The sequence below is a fragment of the Streptomyces sp. NPDC001903 genome (assembly GCF_042891345.1).
GTDB lineage: Bacteria > Actinomycetota > Actinomycetes > Streptomycetales > Streptomycetaceae > Streptomyces.
In genome coordinates this window covers 1-20,681 of sequence record NZ_JBIASZ010000027.1, presented here as the reverse complement: position 1 = coordinate 20,681, position 20,681 = coordinate 1, and the positions used below count along the sequence as shown (strand labels likewise).

The 20,681-nt window shown below is 74.0% G+C and carries 16 protein-coding genes and 1 riboswitch; of the genes, 7 read left to right on the top strand and 9 right to left on the bottom strand.

Annotated features, from left to right (window positions below; all coding sequences use genetic code 11):
- Window positions 1-28: 28 nt before the first annotated feature.
- The 3 genes from ACFYZS_RS37150 to ACFYZS_RS37140 form a co-directional block, all read right to left on the bottom strand.
- Window positions 29-385 carry a hypothetical protein gene (locus tag ACFYZS_RS37150; protein ID WP_389022952.1) on the bottom strand — a complete coding sequence of 119 codons (357 nt, stop codon included), beginning with the start codon at window positions 383-385 and terminating at the stop codon, window positions 29-31.
- A 152-nt stretch (window positions 386-537) separates the two neighbouring features.
- A complete protein-coding gene (locus ACFYZS_RS37145) occupies window positions 538-1,329 on the bottom strand; it encodes a methyltransferase domain-containing protein (protein WP_389022949.1) in 792 nt (263 codons plus the stop codon).
- 13 nt (window positions 1,330-1,342) lie between these two features.
- A riboswitch (ZMP/ZTP riboswitch) is annotated at window positions 1,343-1,427 on the bottom strand.
- Between the two features lie 38 nt (window positions 1,428-1,465).
- Window positions 1,466-3,025, bottom strand: a complete 1,560-nt coding sequence (locus ACFYZS_RS37140) for an adenosine deaminase (RefSeq protein ID WP_389022946.1) — start codon at window positions 3,023-3,025, stop codon at window positions 1,466-1,468.
- A gap of 234 nt (window positions 3,026-3,259) precedes the next feature.
- Between ACFYZS_RS37140 and ACFYZS_RS37135 the strand changes: the two genes are divergently transcribed.
- Window positions 3,260-4,921, top strand: coding sequence for an alpha/beta hydrolase (locus ACFYZS_RS37135; RefSeq protein ID WP_389022943.1), 1,662 nt, complete (start codon window positions 3,260-3,262; stop codon window positions 4,919-4,921).
- Between the two features lie 19 nt (window positions 4,922-4,940).
- Here ACFYZS_RS37135 and ACFYZS_RS37130 read toward each other — a convergent pair whose 3' ends face one another.
- Window positions 4,941-5,753: a class I SAM-dependent methyltransferase gene (locus ACFYZS_RS37130; RefSeq protein ID WP_389022940.1), complete on the bottom strand. Its 813-nt coding sequence runs from the start codon at window positions 5,751-5,753 to the stop codon at window positions 4,941-4,943.
- Between the two features lie 159 nt (window positions 5,754-5,912).
- On the opposite strand from ACFYZS_RS37130, the gene ACFYZS_RS37125 reads away from it, so the two are divergent.
- The 3 genes from ACFYZS_RS37125 to ACFYZS_RS37115 all read left to right on the top strand — a co-directional run bounded on the left by ACFYZS_RS37125 (window position 5,913) and on the right by ACFYZS_RS37115 (window position 8,832).
- Window positions 5,913-6,803, top strand: a complete 891-nt coding sequence (locus ACFYZS_RS37125; RefSeq protein WP_389022937.1) for an SDR family NAD(P)-dependent oxidoreductase — start codon at window positions 5,913-5,915, stop codon at window positions 6,801-6,803.
- Between the two features lie 234 nt (window positions 6,804-7,037).
- The gene (locus ACFYZS_RS37120) at window positions 7,038-7,589 is read left to right on the top strand and encodes a superoxide dismutase family protein (protein ID WP_389022934.1); all 552 of its coding nucleotides are present in this window, start codon (window positions 7,038-7,040) and stop codon (window positions 7,587-7,589) included.
- Window positions 7,590-7,701: 112 nt separating this feature from the next.
- The gene (locus ACFYZS_RS37115) at window positions 7,702-8,832 is read left to right on the top strand and encodes a hypothetical protein (RefSeq protein ID WP_389022931.1); all 1,131 of its coding nucleotides are present in this window, start codon (window positions 7,702-7,704) and stop codon (window positions 8,830-8,832) included.
- Window positions 8,833-8,864: 32 nt separating this feature from the next.
- On the opposite strand, the gene ACFYZS_RS37110 is transcribed toward ACFYZS_RS37115, so the two are convergent.
- From ACFYZS_RS37110 to ACFYZS_RS37095, 4 genes are read right to left on the bottom strand one after another with little or no spacing between them, the layout of a single operon-like run.
- The gene (locus tag ACFYZS_RS37110; protein ID WP_389022928.1) at window positions 8,865-9,416 is read right to left on the bottom strand and encodes an ATP/GTP-binding protein; all 552 of its coding nucleotides are present in this window, start codon (window positions 9,414-9,416) and stop codon (window positions 8,865-8,867) included.
- 34 nt (window positions 9,417-9,450) lie between these two features.
- Window positions 9,451-9,966 carry a DUF742 domain-containing protein gene (locus ACFYZS_RS37105; protein ID WP_389022926.1) on the bottom strand — a complete coding sequence of 172 codons (516 nt, stop codon included), beginning with the start codon at window positions 9,964-9,966 and terminating at the stop codon, window positions 9,451-9,453.
- Window positions 9,966-10,400, bottom strand: a complete 435-nt coding sequence (locus ACFYZS_RS37100; protein ID WP_389022923.1) for a roadblock/LC7 domain-containing protein — start codon at window positions 10,398-10,400, stop codon at window positions 9,966-9,968. Before ACFYZS_RS37100 ends, ACFYZS_RS37105 begins: the two co-directional genes overlap by 1 nt.
- On the bottom strand, window positions 10,397-12,694 hold the full coding sequence (locus ACFYZS_RS37095) for a nitrate- and nitrite sensing domain-containing protein (protein ID WP_389022920.1): 2,298 nt from the start codon (window positions 12,692-12,694) through the stop codon (window positions 10,397-10,399). The genes ACFYZS_RS37100 and ACFYZS_RS37095 overlap by 4 nt, the downstream gene beginning before the upstream one ends.
- 226 nt (window positions 12,695-12,920) lie before the next feature.
- On the opposite strand from ACFYZS_RS37095, the gene ACFYZS_RS37090 reads away from it, so the two are divergent.
- On the top strand, window positions 12,921-13,778 hold the full coding sequence (locus ACFYZS_RS37090; RefSeq protein WP_389022917.1) for a GNAT family N-acetyltransferase: 858 nt from the start codon (window positions 12,921-12,923) through the stop codon (window positions 13,776-13,778).
- An 8-nt stretch (window positions 13,779-13,786) separates the two neighbouring features.
- On the opposite strand, the gene ACFYZS_RS37085 is transcribed toward ACFYZS_RS37090, so the two are convergent.
- Window positions 13,787-14,494 carry a TetR/AcrR family transcriptional regulator gene (locus ACFYZS_RS37085; protein WP_389022914.1) on the bottom strand — a complete coding sequence of 236 codons (708 nt, stop codon included), beginning with the start codon at window positions 14,492-14,494 and terminating at the stop codon, window positions 13,787-13,789.
- A gap of 112 nt (window positions 14,495-14,606) precedes the next feature.
- Here ACFYZS_RS37085 and ACFYZS_RS37080 point away from each other — a divergent pair, with 112 nt between their 5' ends.
- Both ACFYZS_RS37080 and ACFYZS_RS37075 read left to right on the top strand, forming a co-directional pair.
- A complete protein-coding gene (locus ACFYZS_RS37080) occupies window positions 14,607-15,743 on the top strand; it encodes an FAD-dependent oxidoreductase (protein WP_389022911.1) in 1,137 nt (378 codons plus the stop codon).
- Between the two features lie 80 nt (window positions 15,744-15,823).
- A complete protein-coding gene (locus tag ACFYZS_RS37075) occupies window positions 15,824-20,587 on the top strand; it encodes a hypothetical protein (RefSeq protein WP_389022908.1) in 4,764 nt (1,587 codons plus the stop codon).
- Window positions 20,588-20,681: the final 94 nt, after the last annotated feature.

Genomic DNA, 20,681 nt, shown 5'->3' with positions numbered 1-20,681 from the left:
GCCGGCCGGGGGCCCCGTCCGTGAGCGGTCAGCTCCGGTCGAAGAGGATGACCGAGCGCAGCTTCAGGCGGTCCGAGGCCGGCCGCCCCTTGGGCTTGAGCGTCCAGGAGTCTCCGGTGCAGTCGGGCTCGGTGAAGACCACCGCCCAGGCGTCGGTGTCGTTGTGCGGTGCGTAGGCGGGTGCCGAAGCGGACGGGTCCGCGACCTCGGGGATGGTGATGCAGACGCCGTTCCGCGGGTCTTGGAGCACGGCGCTCTGCTCCTCGCCGCTGAAGCCGACGAACGTGTAGCCGAACTCGCCGGTGGCGGCGTGGGCGGGTGCGGCCAGAACGGCCGTGAGGGCAAGGGCACCGCAAGCGGCGGCGACGGTGTGCCGAAGGCGCACGGGAATTCTCGTTTCGCGAGGACGATCAAGGTCATCCGCACCCGTACCGCGCCGTCTCGGCGTCCATGCGGCGTCGCCGAGCCGGAAGGTTTCTCTGCCACCCGTCCGGAGCAACCCCGGTACCACCCGGGTCGGTGTCACCCAGGTCGGCGTCACCCGGGGCGGCGCGCCCAGGCGATCACGGTGCGCTGGAACGTGGCGTGGAAGGCGCCGGCCTCCGACAGGGCCAGCTGCTCCCGGAGCAGGGCCTCGGCCCGCTCGCGCGCGATCAGGCCTCCCGTCCATGCGGCGTGCGCGGCCCGTTCCAGCGAGATGACGTGGGACAGCTCCGTGAGCGAGGAGTAGACGACCAGCTCGGTCTCGGTGCGCACGTCCGTGAAGCCCGCCCCGATCAGCAGCCGCCGCAGGTCACGGCCGATCTGGCGGTGCGGGATGTGGCTGGCGACCGCGTCCGCCACGGCGCGCGCCGCCTCGGCGTCCGCGGAGGCCAGGACGACCGATGCCCAGTCCGGCTCCAGCACCGCGAGGCTCCCGCCCGGTCGCAGCACCCGGTGCGCCCCGGCCAGGACGGCGGCGGGATCGCGTACGTGCTGCAGGACCCGCTCGATCCGGCAGCCCGCGAAGGAGCCGTCGGCGAACGGCAGGTCGTGCACGTCCGCGTGTACGAGCCGGACCGGCAGCCCGTGGGCCGCGAGCCGCCGACGGCTCGCCTCCAGCATCACACCGCTGGAGTCCACGCCGAACGCGCGGCGGCCCGCGCGCTCCAGCTCGACGAGTTCGTGTCCGGCGCCGCAGCCCAGGTCCAGGACGCCGTGGCCCGGCTCCGCGGCCAGGCCCGCGCGCATCACGTTCTTGGGTTGCTGCAGTCCTCGATGCGCCTCATCGAGGTAGCGCAGGAGTTCCGGCCCGCGACCACTGCGGTCGACGTCGGCGAAAGCGTTCATGGCGGCACCCACCTGCGGGAGCCCAGGCGGTCGGCTCCCGCGAGTGAGCTTCCCGATGGTCGGTTCCATCTCCGGGCCGCCAGTCGCTGGGACCCGCATTCTGGCACACGGGCCGGACTCGGTCGGGGGCCCGGGGTCAGCGCGAGCCGGGGCGGGTGGCGCGGGGGTGGTCCTTCTCGAAGCGGTGGAAGGCCGCTTCCTGCCGCCACTCGACCTGCGCCTTCGGGCTGCCGGCCAGGAAGCCGGCGCACCGCTCGCCCGGGTGCTCGGCGCCCTGGCGCTCCTTGGCACACGGACCGGCGGGCCGGTATCCGGAGCGCAGGTCACGGTTCCAGAGGCTGCGGCCGGGCAGGAACGAGTGTTCCAGGGAGGCTCGGGCCAGGTCCCTGAGCTCCGGGTAGCCGAGCCCGTACATCTGCGCGGCCCGCCGGTACTCGTCGGTGATCTCGATCCGGGACACGCCCGGGTCGTCGGTGGCGAGGACGACCGGCACGCCGTGGCGGCGGTAGGTGGCGAAGGGGTGCGCGTCGCCGGAGACGCGCAGGATCTGCTCGTTGCTGTGGAAGGGGACCTCGACCGCGATCCGGCGCTCGGCCATGTAGCGCATGAGCGACTCCCAGCGGTCCTCGTGCAGGACGGACACGCCGTGCCCGATCCGCTCGGCGCGGCCGGTCTGGGCGGCCTCCCGGATGTGGAAGGTGAGGTCCTCCGGCTTGACCAGGCCGGGCACCAGCTCGCCCGCGTGCAGGGTGACGTGTGCCTTGGGGTACTGGGTCTTCAGGTAGTTCAGCATCCGCATGTGCAGGCGGTAGTCGCGCAGGGCGACCTCGCCGTCCTCCGGCTGCACCAGGTTGACGGCGACGAAGCGCGGGTCGCGCTCGGCCAGCCGCATACCGAGCGCCATCTGGGTGAACACCCGCTCGGGGGTGCCGAGGCGGGCGACCTGGGAGATCCAGCGGTACGGGAGGGAGCACGCGGCGTCGGGCCGCGGGGTGTCGCAGTGCGCGGCGGTGCGGAACTCGGTGTCGGTGGTGTCGGCGTCGGCGCGGGCCTGGCCGACCACCGCGTCCAGGCTTCCGTCGGCGAGGAGCTTGTCGTGCATCCGGTCGAGGTCGGCGTCGTATCCGACCCGGTCGGCGAGGGCGCGGGCCTGTCCGGAGGCCGGGGAGATCATGGTCTCCAGGTAGAACTGGTTCTGCCGGGCGGCCGTGTTGGCGACTTCCGCGAGGATGCGGCCGGGGTGCCGCCAGGGCACCTCGCCGAACTTGTCGAAGGTCGCGAAGAAGTGGTCGTGGCCGTTGCCGTCGGCCGGGAAGTCCTGCATCGACCAGGCCCGGATGACCTGCAGGCGGAACGCGGCGTCGGTGACGGCGTCGGCGGCGGGACGGGTTCCCGACGCGCACGGCGGGGGCACCGCGGTGGTGGTGTCGGTGGTGATGCAGAGGCCATCTTCGGCGGCGAGTTCGATCAGGAACTCGGTGGTGACCGCTCCGGACAGGTGGTTGTGCAGGTCACCGCCCTTGGGGAGGTCCGCGAAGAAGTCCTTCTGGCGGGCAGCGGGCGGGACGGGGGCCGGAGTCGCCTGTGCGGGGGCGGGTGCGAGCAGGGCGAGCGCGGAGAGCGCGGACAGCGCACCGATCAAGTGGGATGGGATCACGGGCACATGGTGGTCAGGCGGGCCGCGGCGGCGCGCCATGCCGGGCCGGGCACCGCCCGGCGTCACCCGGGAGGCCCCGCAGAGGATCGTTCCTCCTGACGCAGACCCCCTGGGGATCAGGCCACGGTCAGGCGGGTCGGGTACGCCCCTGGTGTGAGGAGGGGTCACCTCCTGGTGGTAAGGGGGAATCAACTCCTGGGGGGCCGACAGGGACGGCGGGCTGCCGCTACGGTGTCGCCGCCCCGCAACGCCGCCCACGACGGAGGCCCGCTGATGCAGACCCGTTTGGCCGATGCCCCCCGCAACCGAGCGGTGTGGGGGATATCCCTCGTCCTGATCGCCGTCACCGCACTCCTCGGGGGCGCGCCCGGGGGCGCCGCGGCGGCGGCCCCCGCCGATCCGCCCGTCCCCGTCCTGTCCTGGGGCCCGTGCGAGGGAGCGGACCCCGGGGATCCGGGCGACGGCTTCGAATGCGCGACGGCCCTGGTGCCCCTGGACTACCGCAAGCCCACCGGGCGTACGATCCCGCTCGCGGTCACCCGGCGGCCCGCCGCCGACAGGGCGCACCGCACCGGCGTCCTGGTCCTGCACCCCGGCGGACCCGGCAACTCCGGCGTGGACTTCGCCCGTGACAGCTACGACGCGCTGCCCGCCTCCCTGCGCGACGCCTTCGACGTCGTCGGGTACGACATGCGCGGCGTGAAGCGCAGCGGACAGGTGGAGTGCTGGAACGACACGGAGTACTCCGCCGCCGTCGACGCCGCGCGCAGCGTGCCCGGCCCGGGAGCCCTGCGCACCGCCCTCCGCCAGGGCCTGGACTTCGCCAATGCCTGCGGGCAACGCTCGGCGGACCTCGTGCCGTTCATCGGTACGGGGTCGAACGCCCAGGACATCGACCTGCTGCGCCGGGCCCTCGGCGAGGAGAAGCTCTCCTTCTACGGCCGTTCCTTCGGCAGCTACGTCGGCACCGTCTACGCCGCGCGGTTCCCGCGGCGCGTCCGCGCGATGGTCCTGGACGGGGCCTACGATCCGCGTCGCTACGCCGACGTGCCGTACGCCTACGACGCCGGGCAGTTCGTCGCCCTGGACGCGGCGGTCGGCCGGTTCCTGGACTGGTGTGCGCAGAACGCCGCCGCCTGCGGATTCGGCGAGGGCAGGCCCCGCCAGGCCTTCGAGGAGCTGAAGCGGTCGCTGGACGCGGACCCCGTCATCACCGCGAGCGGACGCCCGGCCACCGGCTACACCCTCGCCTACCGGCTGATGTTCAACATCAACTCGGGCCGGGAGATCTGGCCCTACCTGGGAGAGGCCCTGCGGGCGGCCCGGGCCCACCAGGGTTCGTTCCTGTTGTCACCGCCCTCCCCCGCGTCGTTCGACTTCCTCAACGTCAACATGGCCGTCGAGTGCGCCGACCGCGTCTACCCGGCCGGCCGCCTGCTTCTCGGGACGCTGGTCAGCGCCCATGCCGCCGCCGCTCCGCTGCTGGGGCCGCCCATCGGCCTCGGGCCGCCGACGTACGACCACAACCACGCGCCCACCTGCGCCCAGTGGCCGGCCGAGCGCCCGAGCCGCTACGAGGGCTCCTACCGGGCGGCCGGTTCGGCCCCGATCCTGGTGCTCGGCACGACCGGCGACCCGGACACCCCGTACCAGGACGCCGTGACCCTCGCCGGGACGCTGGACAACGGTCGGCTGCTGACCTTCTCCGCCGAAGGGCACACCGCCTACAACCGGAGCGCGTGTGTCAGCGCCCTGGCGACGGACTACCTCGCGACCCTGGCGCTGCCTGCACGGGGCACCGTGTGCGCGGACGAAGCACCCCCGGAGCCGCTCGCCCGCCGCACCACGGGCATCGGGGTGGACGAAACCCGTGATGTGATCCCCGCCCTCCGGCCCGCGGCTCCCGTCGCCGCGCGGACCGCGAAGCTCGGGTGAGGGCTCGTCCCCCCAGGCCTCAATCCGCCCCGGCGCGGTGCGCCGCGACGACCCAGGCGCGGGAGTCGAACCAGACGCCGTCGTCGCTCAGGTGCGCGGCGAGGGCCGTGCGCAGGTTCTCGACGACGCGTGTCGCGGCGGGCGGATCCAGCCGCTTCAGGGCTTCGCCGGTGCAGGTGAACCCGCGGACCCAGTCGAGGGCTGCGGCCACGTCCTCCCCGTAGTAGACCCGTTCGCGGACGTCGGTGAACGCGACGTCCGCGAACCCAGCGGCCCGCAGGATCTCCCGCACGGCGGCCGGATCGGCGAGCGAGAACGGGTCCGGTCCCCCGGGGGCACCGGTCGGCGGCCCGTCGGGGGTTTCGAGGCACTCGCGGATGGTGACGTCCCATGCGTTGAGCTCGGGGGCCTGCCAGACCATCATCACCAGGCGCCCGGCCGGGCGCAGCGCCCGACCGATGTTGGAGAACGCGGCGACCGGGTCGTCGAAGAACATCGTGCCGAACCTGCTGATCGCCAGGTCGAAGCCCTCCCGCGGAAAGCGGTGCACCTGGGCGTCCGCCCGCTCGAAGGCGATGTTGCGGAGTCCTTCGGCGCGGGCCGCCTCGCGGGCGCGTCCGATCGCGGGCTCCAAGACGTCGACCCCGAGCGCACTGCCCGCCCGGGCCGTGCGCGCGGCCGCGCGGGTGGTCTGCCCGGTGCCGCAGCCGATGTCGAGCACGTGGTCGTGGGGTCGGACTCCGACCGCCCGGCGCAGCACCTCGTCGTGTCTGCGCAGTTCGGCGTCGTAGCCGGTGCTGCCGGGCGGGAGATCGCCTGTGGCGTGTCGCATCGCAGTCCCTTCGCGTCGGCCGGGGGCCGCCTGGGCGCTGTTGATCACCAGTACCCATCATCCCCGCAACTCTAACCGGATACATCATCCGCATGTGTGTTACGGTCGCCACCAAGCGGATGACCTATCCGAATTCCTGCAGCTTGGAGTGGACGAACCATGAAGAAGACCGCCGTGGTCACGGCCGGAACCGCCGGCATCGGCCTGGAGACGGCGCTGGGTCTGGCCGCCGCCGGGTACGCGGTCACCGTCGTCGGCCGCGACCCCGGCCGGGGCGCCCGCGCAGTCGAGCGCATCAACGCGACCGGCCCCGCCCACCCGGCCCGGTTCCTGGGCGCCGACCTCTCCCGCCTCGACGAGGTACGCGCGCTCGCCGGCCGCATCGCCTCCGAGCACGCCGCCTCCGGCGAACCGCTGGACGTACTGGTCAACAACGTCGGCGCGATGTTCGCCGACCGGCAGGACCTGGACGGGGTCGAGGCGTCGTTCGTCGTCAACCACCTCTCCCCCTACCTGCTGACCGAACTCCTGCTGCCCACCCTGACGGCCGCCGCGCCGAGCAGGATCGTCAACGTCACCTCGGCCGCGGTCGGGGCCGCCAAGCGGGTGTTCGACGACATCGAGCCGCCCGGCGGCTACTACGGCTTCCACTGGTACGGCCGCGCCAAACTCGCCAACCTCGCCTACACGCTCGACCTGGCCGCGCGGCTCGACGGCACCGGCGTGTCGGTCTTCGCCGCCGACCCCGGAGGCGCGGCCACCGACATGACCAACGGCACCATGACCGACCCGAAGATCGTCACCCCCGCGCTGCGGCTCCTGTGGCCGCTGGTCCGCCGCAAGTTCGAGCGCTCGACCTCCGGCCCCGCCTCGGTCGCGGCCAAGCCCTCGATCGTCGCCGCCACCGACCCGGCCCTCACCGGCCGGACCGGCATCGTCATCGGCGCCCGGGCGACCCCCGTCGCCCCCTTCCGCGCGGCAACCGACCCGCGCATCGCCCGGGACGTACGCAGGCTCAGCGAACGCCACGCACCGTCGGCGACCGCCTGACCCGGCGTCCGCGCCCGGCACACCGCGGTCGGGGCCTGCCTCGGCCGGCAGCAGAGCGCTCCATCGCGCGGCTGATCAGGGAAACCCGGGCCGACACCCCCGATGCACCCCGCCCGGGGCCGCCCGGTGCGCGAACATGGTCCGGGAAATGCCCGCCGACGCATCCCGACGGCGTCGGGCGCCGGACCCTGTTCCGCCGGAGATCCGGGACACCCGTGGTGAGAGGAGCCGAAGATGTCCTTCCTCGTTTCAGTGCTCACCGCCTCCCTGGCCGTCGTCCTGCCCCTGGGCGCGGTCACCGGCGAGGACGTGACGATCGAGGGGTCGTTCCGGGCGGCCGGCGGCGCGCCCGCACACCAGGCGGTCACCTTCGACACCGAGGCGGTACCGGTCGGCGGCAAGGTCACCGTCACCGAGCGGGTCGGCGAGGACACCCACGTGGAGCTGCGGCTCCACGGCGTGGAGGCGAACCGGACGTTCGGCGCCCACGTCCACCAGAAGCCCTGCGGCAGCAGGCCCGCCGACTCCGGGCCGCATTACCAGCACGCCGTGGATCCCACACAGCCGTCGACGAACCCCGCGTACGCCAATTCCCGCAACGAGGCGTGGCTCGACATCACCACCGACCGGCACGGGGACGGCGCCTCCGCGTCCACCCTGGACTGGCGGTTCCGCGCCGACCAGGCCCGCTCGGTGGTGATCCACGAGCACGCCACCCACACGGGAGCCGGCACCGCCGGGTCGGCCGGGGCGCGGCTCGCCTGCGTCAACGTGCCGTTCAAGTAGGAACCTCCGCTTCCCCCTTGCGTCGACGACCGCCCCGCGACCGTGTGCCATGTCCCTGACCAGCTGAGATATGTTGTCGGTCCTGCAGGGGGACGACAAACGGAGCATGTGCATGACGCAGAACAGCTGGCCGGGAGCACACGGGGGCGGTTGGGGTGGCAACCCGCAGTGGGGAGGCCGGCCGCCGGCCGCGCCTCAGCCGGGGGTGATACCCCTGCGACCGCTGGCCCTCGGGGACATCATCAGCGGATCGTTCGCGACCATCCGCGGCCACTGGAAGACGCTCGCGGGTGTGGTGCTGGCCGTGCAGGCCGTCGTCCTGCCGGCGATGGCCCTCGTGGTGGGCGTCGCGGTGGCCTCGGTCCACGACCACTTCGACCCCGTATTCGATCCGCCGTTCGGCGAGGACCCGGCGGCGGAGCACGTCGTGCCGCTGGTCATCGCGGCCGTCGCCACCTTCGTACTGCTCTTCGTCATCGGCATGCTGGGCATGTCGGTCATCGCCGCGCTCTGTCCGGCGGTCCTCAAGGAAGCCGTGATGGGCCGCCCCACCACCTTCCGCGCACTGTGGTGGTCCTCGGTCCGGCGGGCCCCCGCGGTGGCCGGCGCGCTGTTCCTCGGCGTCCTGATCGCCGGCGCCCCGATGCTCGTCGTCCTGGCGGTGTGGGTGCCGCTGGTCCTCTCCGCCGGTTCCGAGGACGGCGCCCTCGCGCTGCTCGCCTTCCTGCCGCTGCTGATGCTGGTCGCCGCGCCGGTCGCCGTCTGGCTCAACATCCGGTTCGGCCTGGCCCCGGCCGCCGTGGTCCTGGAGGGCGCGGGCCCGGTCACCGCGCTGCGCCGTTCGACGGCGCTGGTCCGGGGCGACTGGTGGCGGCTCTGCGGCTACACCATCGTCGCCGTCATGCTGGCGGGGGCGATCGCGTATGCCATCCAGCTGCCGTTCAACCTCATCGGCACGTTCGCGATGATGCCCGCCCTCCAGGCGATACCCGAGGGCGGCGCCCCCTCCGCGGGAGCCGTCACCGCCCTGGTGTTCGCCTTCCTCCTCGTGTTCGTCGGCGGCGCGGCGAGCCAGATCTTCCAGATCGGATTCAGCCAGCTGGCGAGCGCCATGCTCTACGTCGACCAGCGGATGCGCCGCGAGGGCCTCGCCGAGGCACTCCTCGCCGATCTGGCCGCCGCCCCGGCCCCCGGCGCCGCACCCGCCGCGCCGCCCCGGCCCGACGCCGACGGGGACTTCTGAGGAACGGACCCCACGGGCGCCCGCCGCGCCCGCTACGCCGCGTCCGCCGAGCCGATCAGCAGGTCGAGGAGGGCGAGGAGCGCGTCGCGGGCGTCGGTGCGGGCACGGGCGTCGAGCAGCAGGACGGGCGTCTGCGGGTCGCGCAGGTGCAGCGCGGCGGCGATCTCCTCGGCCGTGTAGGGCTGTTCGCCGTGGAAGCAGTTCGCCCCCACCACGAACGGCAGCCCGCGGCTCTCGAAGAAGTCGATGGCCGGGAAACTGCGGTCCAGGCGCCGCGTGTCGACCAGGACGAGCGCGCCGAGGGCTCCGCTGAGCAGGTCGTCCCACATGAACCAGAACCGTTCCTGGCCCGGGGTGCCGAACAAGTAGAGGACGACCCCCGCGTCGGCGAGCGTGAGCCGACCGAAGTCCATGGCCACGGTGGTGACCGCTTTGGACTCGATGCCGTCCAGGTCGTCGACGCCCACTCCGGCCGCGGTCAGCCGCTCCTCCGTACGCAGCGGCTCGATCTCGGAGATCGTCTCGACCAGGGTCGTCTTGCCGACGCCGAAGCCTCCCGCAATGAGGATCTTGACAGGCGACACCTGTCCGGCAGGGGCGACAGACGGTTCAAATCCATCATATCCGGGCAAGGTTGTCCCTGATTCTCATGAGCATGTGGACGTTGGTGGTCTCCGCCCCCTGCAAGGGCGGCTGGTGGTGGATCAGCCCGCGGTCCGCGAGTTCGCCGAGCAGCAGCGTCATCGGGGTGAGCCGGATCCGCATGCGCGCCGCGATCTCGGCGACCGCCAGCCCGCCCGGCCGGGCGCACATGGCCAGGACGGCCTGCCATTCGGTGGGCAGGCCGCCCTGGGCGTCGGCGCCGACGGCGGCCGTGATCGTCGTGTCCATGGTGAGGACCGTCTGCGGCGCGGCGGTCCGGCCGTCCGTCAGCGCGTAGAGCCGGGTACGGCGGCGGCCGCCGCGCCGCGGCTCCTGCGACTTCTCCCGTACGGACGTCTCGACTTCCGACGCCTCGACTTCCGACGCCCCGGCTTCCGCGGCTTCGGCTCCCGGCCCCTCGGCTTCAGGGGCCTCGGCTTCAGAGGCCTCGGCTTCGCGTCTTTCGGGCTCCGACATCTCGGGCTCGGGCATTACGACTTCGGCGCCGCGGGGCGCTCGGGCGTGCCCAGCCATTCGCCGAGTGCCTGGGCCGTACGCACCGCCTCGCCGCCCAGCTCGCCGAGTCGGGCCTTGCGGGAGGTCACCACGAGGAGCGTGCTGCCCTCCCCGCACCCGACGACGCACAGGTACCGGTCGTCCATCTCGACCAGCTGGCGGATCACGCGGCCGCCGTCGATCTCCCGGGATATCGCCTTCATCGTGGCGGCGATCCCGGATGCGGCGGCCGCCATGCGCTCCGACTGGTCCCGGTCGAGGAGGTAGGCGGTGAGCGGGATCCCGTCGTTGGAGAGGAGTACGGCTCCCTGGATGCCGGCGATCCGGCTCAGGTGGCTGTCCAGGACGCTGAAGATCGCGTCGTTCGACGGCGCGGTGCTGGACGTCGCGGAGTTGGGGGTCGTCGTCATCGCTGATCCTGTTCCTGTCTGAGCTCGGCTTCCACCTTCTGCGTCCCCTCTTCGTAGTCCGCCCAGGCATCGGCGACCTCTTCGGGGGTGTCCGGGCCGGGGCCCGGCTCCGGCTCGGGCGCTCGCGGCGCACGCAGTTGCCTGGTCATGTGGGTCTGCGGGACGCGCTCCGGGAGGGCGGGGCGCGCCCCGCCGTCCCCGGTCACGGGCCGGAGCGCGGACGTACGCTGCGCCGGTGCCGGTGCCGGTGCCGGTGCCGGGTTCGGCTCCGGGGTCGGCTCCGGCCGCTCGGCGGCGGTCGGCTCCGGGGCCGGTTCGGGCGCGGTCCGCCGTACGGATACGGGTACGGGTACGGGAGCGGGGACGGACTCCGACACGGCCGCCGCGGACCCGGCCGGGGCGGCCGGCCGTGCCAGCAGCTCGCTCGGCAGCACGACGACGGCCGAGGTCCCTCCGTAGACCGAACGCCTCAGCGTGACCTTGGCCCCCAGCTGGTCGGCCAGGTGGCCGACCACGAAGAGGCCCAGCCGGTGCGCGTTCTCGGCGAGTTCGGAGTACGGCGGGGCCGAGTGCAGGCGCCGGTTCATCTCCTCGTAGCCGGCCACGCCCACGCGCGGCCCGCGGTCCTCGATCTCCACGGACAGCCCGCCCGCGACCAGTTCGGCCCGGATGACCACCTTCGACCTCGGCGGGGAGAACCGGGTGGCGTTGTCCAGCAGCTCCGCCAGCAGGTGGCTGATCTGGCTGATCACGCTCGGTTCGACGCTCGCCTCGTCCAGCGCGTGCCGTTCGATCCGCCGGAAGTCCTCGACCTCCGCCGCCGCCTCGCGCAGCAGGTCGGCGACCCGCATCGGCTCGGTGTGCGGGTCGGGGACCTCGCCGCCGGACAGGATGAGCAGGTTCTCGACCTGCCTGCGCATGCCGACGGTCAGCTGGTCGGACCGCATCAACTCGGCGAGCAGCGCCTCGTCGTGGCCGAAGGCGTCCTGGATCTCCTCGGTGAGGCTCAGCTGGCGGCTCACCAGGTTTCCGGTGCGCGAGGCGATGCCGGAGGCGAACATGCCGAAGCCGTGCCGCTCGGCCGCGAGCTGCCGGTGGCCGTCGACGGACACCGCCACGACCCGGGCGAACGCGTCGTTGATCCGCCCGACCTCGTCCTGGTTCCCGCTCACCGCCGGCAGCACGGCGTCGTCGACGGGCTGGCCGCGGTGCAGCCGGGCCACGACGTCCGGCAGCGTCTGCTCGGCGATGGCCACGGTGCGCTCGTGCAGCCGCCGCAGGCGGCGGAGCACCGAGCGGGTGGTGACGACGACGACGGCCACGACCAGCAGCAGTGCGCCGGCGCTTCCGCCGACCAGCCAGTAGACCTGGGTCTCCAGCTCGGCGGCGTGCTCGTCGGCGTGCGCCAGCAGATCGCGCGAGCGCTGGGATCCGAGCTCGACGAGCTGGCCCGAGAACACCTGGTACGCCGCCGGCCAGGCGCCGACATCGGCCGGCAGCTTCATCCCGGAATCGGTGATCTTGTGCTGGGCGATGATGGCGTTCTCGACGCGGAGCTTCGTCTTCCAGGCGTCCGAGGAGGTGATCCGCTCGTACGTCTGCTTCTCCGCGGCCGGCAGGTACGGCACGATCCAGGTGTCGTACAGGTGCCGGTGCGCCCCCGCGTCGTCGAGGAACTCCCCGAAGGCGGCGGGCGTCAGCTCCCTGGAAGGACCGGCCAGGGTGAGGATCGCGTCCTGGCGGGCCAGCATCTCGGAAGCGGAGATCATGGCGACGACCGGGCGGCTCTCCGCGACGAGTTCGGCGTCGTCGGTGTGGCTGAAGGCCCCCTGGTAGAGACCGGTGATCCCGTCGATGACGCCGTCGTAGTACGCGATCGTCTGCGCGGCGACGCCGGTACGGGCGTCCACGCGCGAGCGGAAGGCGGTCAGCTGGTCGAGGCGGGCCTTGACGTCCCTCACGTGTTCAGCGGCCTCCGCGGACTCCGGCCGGCCGCCCGTGTCGGCCGAGAGGCGCCGGAACTCGGCCACGGCCTGGTCGGTGGCCGCCCTGCGGTCACGCAGATCGGAATCGGGAACGGGGGTGCCCGCCCACCGTGCGGCGCTCGTCTTGCGTTCGGCCTGCAGTTCGGCCATGAGCCGGAACAGCGGCTCGCCGATCCGCTTGCTGGCCGCCAAGTCGTCGCGCAGGTGGTCGGCCTGTACCAGCAGCCGTTCGGCGGTCACCGCCACCTGGGTGCCCATGGCCACGGTGGGGACGACCGCGAGCCAGATGAGCATCGTACGGAGGCGCACGGTGCGCCGTCTTCGGGCCTTCGACGGCCCTGGGGTGCCTTCGGGTATGGGAGACATCGGTCCTCGGGATGCGGCGGGGCAGGATCGCGCGAGCGACAGGCGCCGATCATATCCAGCCACAAAGAACACATACAGCCGCACCCACGGCCGAGATCCGCGCGGTGATGCCGTCACCGCGTCCGCCCGTGGGCCGAGGGGGTCCGGGGGCTCCGCCTAGGGTGGGCGGATGGACGAGACGGGGAGCGCGGCCGACCGGGCCGACTGGCGGGGCGGGTTCGAGGAGCGGGTGCTGGCCGGATACCGGGCCGCGGGGTGTGCGGAGCCGCTGGCCCGGGCCCTGCTGGAGCGGGCGGTGAAGGGGATCGACGACTGGACGGTGGCCACGGACGGCACCGGCTGGGTCGCGGTCGGGGTGGCGGAGGAGAACGGGGCGCTCGTGGGCCGGATCCACGACCTGACGGTGCCCCAGGGGCGGGAGTGGGCCGAGCGGTGGTGCGCCGAGCGGGGTGCCGCGCGGGTGGAGGTCCGGCTCACCGGCGGAGCGGGGGCGGAGGTGTTCGCCGGCTATCCCGTACGGGGGCAGAACCGGATGCGCGCCGCGGCCGAGCGGCCCGAGCTGCCTCCGGGCCTGACGGTCCGCCCGCTCACCGCGCAGGAGTACCCGCTCTGGTACGCCGGTGAGGAGGCCGCGTACATCGCGGACATCGTCCGCGCCGGAGCGCTGACCCCGGAGCAGGCCAAGGAGAAGTCCGACCAGGACTTCGCCCGCCACCTCCCGCAGGGGTTCCTGACCCCGGGTCACGGCTTCTACGCGATGGAGGCCGGCGGGCGGGTGGTCGGCACCGGCTGGGTGAACCACGGCTTCCTGCCGGGCGTGACCTTCGGCTTCTCGCTGGAGGTGCACGAGGAACACCGGGGCAAGGGGTACGGCCGGGCGGCGATGACCGTCGGCGAGTGGGCCACGCGGCACGGCGGCGACGAGGTGATGATGTTCAACGTGTTCGGCGGGAACGAGGTCGCGATGGGCCTCTACGACAGCACCGGCTTCGCCGTGCTGGACGAGTACCGCTCGATCGACCTCTGACGGGGACCTCAGCCTGCCTTTGATTCGGAGATTCCGGCGAGGATGAGGTCGATTCCGGCGAGGAACTCGACGCGGTCGTCGTGATCGCGCAGTTGATCCGCGACGTCGCGGGTGAACGGGTACTCGTCGGGATCCAGGCTCGCCCACGCGGCCGAGACGGTGTTGAGGAACTCGGTCCGGTTCGCCTCCGACTCCTGCCCGTGGGCGTTGGCCGCGTTCTGTCCGCCCACTCCGAGGATGTAGTTCAGGAGCGTGGACGCGGCGGTGAACCGGCCGGCCTGGGGCACTCCGAGCACCCGGACCTGGCGTCCGAGGTGTTCGAAGACCCGCAGCAGCGGCGACTGCCCCGGTGAGCGGGCGAGCTGAGTGCCGATCCACGGGTGCGCGTCGATCGCGTCGAACAGCCGGAGGGCGAGCGCGCGGATCGCCTCCTGCGGGGTCGCCGCGGCGGGGCCGCCGACCTCGGGGCCGCCGATCACGGTGTCGGCGATCACGGTGTCGGCGACGACGGTCGCGGTGGCGACGGCCAGCAGCTCGTCCTTGCCCGTGACGTGCCAGTAGATGGCACCCGGCCCGGTGGCGAGGCGCTCGGCCAGCACGCGGAACGTGAGCCCTCCCTCGCCCGCCGCGTCGAGAATCCCGATCGCCGCCTCGACGATGCGCTCCCGGGAGAGCGGCTCCTCCCGTCGCTCCGCACGACGCGTCCTGGTTGCCATGCGGCCATCCTGACACATCCCTGGAACCCCGTTCCAGCTTGACATCGTTGGAACGGGGTTCCAGTCTGGGGGTGGAACGACATTCCAGAACCGGGACGAGCAAAGGATCACCATGACCACTGACGTCACGATCATCGGAGCCGGGCTCGGAGGGCTGACCCTCGCCCGCGTCCTCCACGTCCACGGCATCGCGGCGACGATCTACGAGGCGGAGCCCTCGCCGACCGCGCGCACGCAGGGCGGCATGCTCGACATCCACGACTACAACGGACAGCTCGCCCTCAAGGCCGCCGGCCTGTTCGAGGAGTTCCTCGGGCTCGTCCACGAGGGCGGTGAGGCGTCCCGCGTGCTCGACCGGGAGGCGACCGTGCTCCAGGACCAGCCGGACGACGGCACCGGCGGGCGTCCGGAGGTCCACCGGGGGGACCTGCGCCGCATCCTGCTCGACTCGCTGCCGCCCGGCACGGTCAAGTGGGGGCACAAGGCCACCGCGGTCCGCCCCCTCGGTGACGGCCGCCACGAGGTGGCTTTCGCGGACGGGGCGAGCGTGACGACGCGCCTGCTGGTCGGCGCGGACGGGGCCTGGTCGCGGATCCGTCCGCTGCTGTCCGACGCGAAGCCCGAGTACGTCGGCATCTCCTTCATCGAGACGTACCTGTTCGACGCCGACACCCGTCACCCGGCCGGCGCGGAGGCGGTCGGCGGCGGGGCGCTCTTCGCGCTCGCGCCCGGGAAGGGGATCCTCGCCCACCGGGAGCCCGGCGGCGTCCTGCACACGTACGCGGCGCTCAACAAGCCGGAGGAGTGGATCAACGGGATCGACTTCGGCCGCGCGGGCGCGGCCGCGGCGCTCGTCGCCGAGGAGTTCGACGACTGGGCACCGCAACTCACCTCGCTCATCACCGACGGCGAGACCGCTCCGGTCCCGCGGACCGTCAACGCCCTGCCGATCGGCCACCGGTGGGACCGCGTGCCGGGCGTCACGCTGCTCGGCGACGCCGCCCACCTGATGTCGCCCTTCGCCGGCGAGGGCGCCAACCTCGCCATGTACGACGGCGCCGAGCTGGCCAACGCCATCGCCGCGCATCCGGACGACCTCGAGGCCGCGCTCACCGCATACGAGGAAGCCCTCTTCCCCCGGAGCTCCGCCGCCGCCGCAGAGGCCGCCCGGAACCACGAGTTGTGCTTCGACGACAACGCCCCGCACAGCCTCGTCTCCCTCTTCGCCGGCCACGAGCAGGCCGGCTGAACGGGACCGGTACCGACGGTGCCGCCCGCCGCCGCGGACTCAAGGCGGCGCTGTCAGTACGGCGTGCGACGATGCGAAGCATGATCGTCTCGTCGGAAACCCTGCTGCCGACCACCGGTGCGCACACCTCCACCACCTATGCCGACTGGGTCGCCGCCCACGACCCGGGCGCGGCCGGGAGCGCGCGCGATCTGATCGAGGACATGCGCACGGAACTCGGGCGGTCCCAAACCAAGCCGGGCCGGTTCGTGGACACGATGGCGGCGCGGGCCCGGCGGCTGCCGGCGGCCCATCTGCCGTGGTTCTGGGACACCGTGGGACATCGGCTGATCGGCTACGGGAGCCGCCCGGGCGGCCGGGCCTACGCGGCGGCGCGGTCGGCCGAGGCCCGGCACGGGCTCCCGGTCGACCCCGCCTACCGCAGGGCCAACGCGCTGCTGTTCGCGGCGGGCGGGGCCATGCCGGCCAAGGAGTTCGGGGCTCATCAGCACTTCCTCGCCGAGACCCTGGAGCCGTCCGCCGCGCACACGGCCCTGGAGGAGTTCCTGACCGCCTGGGCGGGCTCGCGGGCGGACCTGCCGGCCGATCTGGTGCGCCGGGTACGGGCCTCCGCCAAGGCGGCCGGTCACGATGACGAGGAGGCCGCGCGGCTGGTGGGCGCGATCCTGTCGGTCACGCGGAAGAAGTCCGTGCCCGACGCGCTCCTCGATGCCGCCACCACGGTCCTGACGGCCCACCCGCCGGCGGAGGACGTCGCCGCCGGGCTGGTGGAGGTCTTCCCGGACGGAGTCACCGACGGCGGGGCCTGGCTGCGGATGCTCATCGGCTGTGGCGCGGCAGCGGCCATGGCGGCCGGGCGGGTGGTGCCCGAGGGCGGGCTGCACGGCTGGGTGGGGAACTACGTACGGATGTACCAGTACGCGGCGCAGTCCGGCGGCGGGGTGGCGCGCCAGCCGCTTCCGGTGGAATTCCTCGACCTGGTGGGCCGGTTGGGGCCGCGGCTGCGGGCGGAGGGCGCGGCGGTGACCGTGCACACCACCCGGCACCACCACCAGGGCTTCGACGCGGACGTACTGGACGCCTTTCTGGCGGCCGGGGTGGCGGTCGTCGACCCGGGACCGGAGACGCGGATGCGGTTCTGGGGCGAGCGGTCCCGGCGGGACCTGTCCGCGCTGGCCGCCGACCCGGTGTTCGGCCCGCGCCTGGAGGGGACCGTGCACGCGGACCTGATGCCGCGGTGGGGGCCGGCGCCCGGGCGCCGGGCCGGCTCGGCGGTGACGCTGCTGCCGGGCAACGAGGGCATCGCCCAGGAGGTCGCCGTACGGGTCGGCAAGCTCGTCGACACCGTGGCCGGCGGCGGGATGGCGGGCGCCGAGGAGGCCGTCGCCGAGCTGGAGGCCGTACTGGACCGGCCGACGGTGTCGGCGCTCGACGGGATCACCGACGCACTCGCCGGGGCGGGGGCGGCCGGCGCGCTGCGGCGCTCGCTGGCGGCCGGTCTGCCCGAGGAACTGGCCTGGCCCGCACTGGAGTCGGTGTACGCCGAGTTCGCGGCGGGCGCCGACGGGGAGGAGGCGCAGGAGGGGCTCCCGGGGGCGGCGGGGGTGGCCGGGGTGACCGCCACGTGGCCGGTGCTGACGGTGTTCGGGCGGGACCGGGCGGTCGCCGTCGGGCCGCACGGGGTGCGGGGCTCCTGCCGGTTCACGGTGCCCGACGGAGCGACGATGTACGCGGTGCACTACGTGGGCGGCTCCTTCCTGGTGAGCTGGACGCTCGAACCGAACCCGTACCACTGCGACACCGCCGTGTGGGCGGACCGTCCCGCGGAGGTGTTCGCTCCGGACGAGCTGAGCGGGCTGGTGCCGTTCGGCGGCAGTCTGGACGGGGCGTACGGCTTCCAGTTCGAGAGCGCCGACGGGGGCGGGCGCCACGACGGCCGACGGGTCCTGCGCCCGGGTGGGACGCAGGGCATCGACGGGGACGAGCTGCAGCTCGGCGACGGCTCGCGGATCTGGACCAACGCCGTGTTCGGGCGCAGGCCGTGGGAGCTGGTGGATCCGGTCACCGGGGAGCCGTGCGGCGCGGTCGCGCTGCCGGACTTCCCGGGCCGACCGGCGAGTGACGATCCGGCTGCGGAGCCCTCCGAGGCCGGCATGGCGCCGGCCTCGGAGGCCCTGCAGCTGGCGCCGCTGCCCGCCGGTCTGGCCGCCTCCCCGCTGGGCAGCCGGGAGGGTCTGGTCGGGACGCGGGTGCTGTTCCGCACCCGGCACCGCAACCACGCGCCGGACCACTACCTGGTGGAGAGCGTGGACGGGCGTACGGCCCGGTTCGACATCGACCGGCCGGGGCAGGAGCCGTGGGGCCTGTGGGCGCCGCCGGAAGGCGCCGTTCAGGACGTGGTCCTCGCCGAGGCGCAGACCCGGACGGGCGTGCGCGCGTACGCCGCCGACGGCGCTCTGCTCTGGGAGTTGGACGGGCACCGCTCCACGCGCCATCCGGTGGTGGCCCCGGTGCGCCGGGTCACCGCGTCGGGGGGCGTGGCGCTGCCGCCCGCCTTCTGGTACTTGCTGCGGACCCGGGACGCGGCCGGGTCGCGGGCGCTGAGAAGCGTGGGGCGAGCGACGGCGGACGCACTGCTGGAGGCGGCCCGCACGGACGCGCGGGGGCTGCCTGCCGTCGTGGCCCGGGAGTTGCCGGAAGTCGGCGATCCGGTGCTGGCCGAGGCCGTGGTGGCGGTGGCCCGGCGGGCCGCCCGGGTGGAGGAGCGCAGGCTCGCCCTGCTCCGGCGGGTGAGCCTGCTCGCGCAGGCGCCGCCCGCCCTGCCGCGCCGGTCCGCGCCGGACATCGAGCTGATGCCCGCGCTGTTCGGACTGGTCTCGCAGGGCGGCGACGACCCGCGGCGGCGCAGTCGTGCGGTGAACCTGCCCGCGACGCTGAGCGCGCTCGCCTCGGACGGCGCCTGCCTTGCGGGGACCGTCGTAGAGGAGGTGCGGCGGCTCTCGCCGCCGGCTCCGCCGCACGACTGGTCGCAGCTGATGGGGGCGATCGACGCCGCCGCCTGGCGGGCGGCGGTGGAGCCGACCGCGGACGGGGAGCGGGCCGCTCTGGTGGCGCTGCTGGACACCTGGGCCGACCAGCCGTTCGCCCGCGCGGGCGGCCGGTGGTGGGTGGGCCGCGCGTCCGCCGGGGTCCTGGACGGGCTGCGCGGGGGCGGGCTCGCGGCGGCGTCCTGGCCGGTACGGGCCGGCGGCTCGGAATGCTGGTTCGTGGCGGCCGCCACGGATGGGGACGGGGATCCGGTGCCGGCGGCGGTTCCGCAGGCGCGGCTCGTCCGGGTGGAGCGGGATGACTCCGCCCGGCTGCGGGCCCTGGTCGCGCAGATCGAGGCGCACGGGCCGGTCCCGGTGCCCGAGTCGGCCGCCGCTCGCTTCGCCGAACTGACCGGTGTGCGCGGGGCGGTGGCCCGGCTCGTGGTGGCCGGTCTGGTCGGCCGGGCCGACCGCGACGAGGACCGCGCCCTGGTGTGCCGGGCCCCGTACAAGGCGACGGCGATGACGGCCGAGTCGTACGAGCGGCTGCGCGCACGGCTCGGCGGCGCGGGCCGGCGCGCCGTCCTGGCGGCGGCCCTGCCCGGGGACCCGGCCGAGCTGTGGCGGCCGGGCGGGATCGAGGCGGCCGCGGAGCGCATGGCCGAGGTGTGGCGGGAGCGTCTCGGGACGCTCCCCGCCCTGGACGACGAGGCGGCCGACGCCCTGGAGGCCGAGCTGGGGCTCCCCGAGGTGTGGGCGCGGCGGCTCGCGGGCGGGTACGGGGCCGCCGCGGACGCGACCGTGGAGGCGGCCGGCTGGGAGCTGGCGGCGACGCCCTACGGGGTGGGCGTCGAGGTCCGGGCGGTGCCGCCGGCCGGGCGCGAGCTGCCGTACCGCACCCCGGTGGGGCTCCCCCTCTGGCAGATCGCGAGCGCGCTGGTGTGGGCGTGGACGGACCGGCCGGTGGGTGATCCGGCGGTGGGCGGCGCGGCTGACCTGTACGAGCGGCTGCGGACGGAGCTCGATCGTCCGGAGCTGCTGGTGGCGCTGGCCGGTGGGCGTGTCCAGGACACCTCGGAGCGGATCGCGGAGCGGTTCGGGCCCGGGCGGCTGCCGGTGGCGATGGACCCCCGCAAGGCGGAGGATCCCGTTCCGGTGACCGCGTACGACTCCGGTCCACTCGTGGTGTGCGCGCCCGGCGGCGCCTCGTTCCTGCGGCCCGCGGCAGCGGCCGACCCGCAGGTGTGGCGGCGGGTGGGAGAGGTCACCGACCTGGCCGAGGAGCTGGACCGGGTGGCGCCGCTGCTGGCCGGCGGCGGTCTGGAGCGGATGATGCGCCGGGCCCGGTCCGGGGCGGTGCCGGCCGGTGCGTACGAGGCGGACCCGCGGCAGTCCTGCCCGGAGCTGGTCGTACGGGTGTCCGGGCGGCTCGGGGTCGGCGCGGACGCGGCGGCCCTGTACCTCCAGCTGGCGACGCTGGCCGCGCCCACCGACCGGAACGTGCGGCGCTGGAACGGCTGGTCGCCCAAGCGGCACGCGGCGGCGCGTACGGAACTGCTGGGCACGGGCCGGGTGGTGGAGGCGAAGCGGGCGCGGGCGGGCCGGACCCTGTTCCTGCCCGGGGAGTGGACCGAGCTGAAGTCCCCGCACCTGCCGCTGGAGGCGGCGAAGCCGGCCGCTCATGCGGTGCGCCCGCTGGGGCGGGGCCGGATCCGCGGCCCGTTCGGGCGGATCCTGCCGACGGCGCCGCTGCACGAGATGTTCGCCGCCGCCTGGGAACGGGAGTCCGGCGCGGGGAGCGGGGAAGCCGGCTGAGCCCGCGGTGCCAGGCGCCGCGGGCCCGGCATGATCCGAAAGACACGGCCTAGATATGAAACTGCCGGACGTTGGTTACACATGGGTCTTCGAG

What these genes read in the sequence shown, in the direction of transcription:
- ACFYZS_RS37145 (WP_389022949.1), bottom strand. Translation starts at nt 1,329, where the DNA reads ATGAACGCTTTCGCCGACGTCGACCGCAGTGGTCGCGGGCCGGAACTC.
- ACFYZS_RS37140 (WP_389022946.1), bottom strand. Translation starts at nt 3,025, where the DNA reads ATGGCGCGCCGCCGCGGCCCGCCTGACCACCATGTGCCCGTGATCCCA.
- ACFYZS_RS37135 (WP_389022943.1), top strand. Translation starts at nt 3,260, where the DNA reads ATGCAGACCCGTTTGGCCGATGCCCCCCGCAACCGAGCGGTGTGGGGG.
- ACFYZS_RS37130 (WP_389022940.1), bottom strand. Translation starts at nt 5,753, where the DNA reads ATGCGACACGCCACAGGCGATCTCCCGCCCGGCAGCACCGGCTACGAC.
- ACFYZS_RS37125 (WP_389022937.1), top strand. Translation starts at nt 5,913, where the DNA reads ATGAAGAAGACCGCCGTGGTCACGGCCGGAACCGCCGGCATCGGCCTG.
- ACFYZS_RS37120 (WP_389022934.1), top strand. Translation starts at nt 7,038, where the DNA reads ATGTCCTTCCTCGTTTCAGTGCTCACCGCCTCCCTGGCCGTCGTCCTG.
- ACFYZS_RS37115 (WP_389022931.1), top strand. Translation starts at nt 7,702, where the DNA reads ATGACGCAGAACAGCTGGCCGGGAGCACACGGGGGCGGTTGGGGTGGC.
- ACFYZS_RS37105 (WP_389022926.1), bottom strand. Translation starts at nt 9,966, where the DNA reads ATGCCCGAGCCCGAGATGTCGGAGCCCGAAAGACGCGAAGCCGAGGCC.
- ACFYZS_RS37100 (WP_389022923.1), bottom strand. Translation starts at nt 10,400, where the DNA reads ATGACGACGACCCCCAACTCCGCGACGTCCAGCACCGCGCCGTCGAAC.
- ACFYZS_RS37090 (WP_389022917.1), top strand. Translation starts at nt 12,921, where the DNA reads ATGGACGAGACGGGGAGCGCGGCCGACCGGGCCGACTGGCGGGGCGGG.
- ACFYZS_RS37085 (WP_389022914.1), bottom strand. Translation starts at nt 14,494, where the DNA reads ATGGCAACCAGGACGCGTCGTGCGGAGCGACGGGAGGAGCCGCTCTCC.
- ACFYZS_RS37080 (WP_389022911.1), top strand. Translation starts at nt 14,607, where the DNA reads ATGACCACTGACGTCACGATCATCGGAGCCGGGCTCGGAGGGCTGACC.
- ACFYZS_RS37075 (WP_389022908.1), top strand. Translation starts at nt 15,824, where the DNA reads ATGATCGTCTCGTCGGAAACCCTGCTGCCGACCACCGGTGCGCACACC.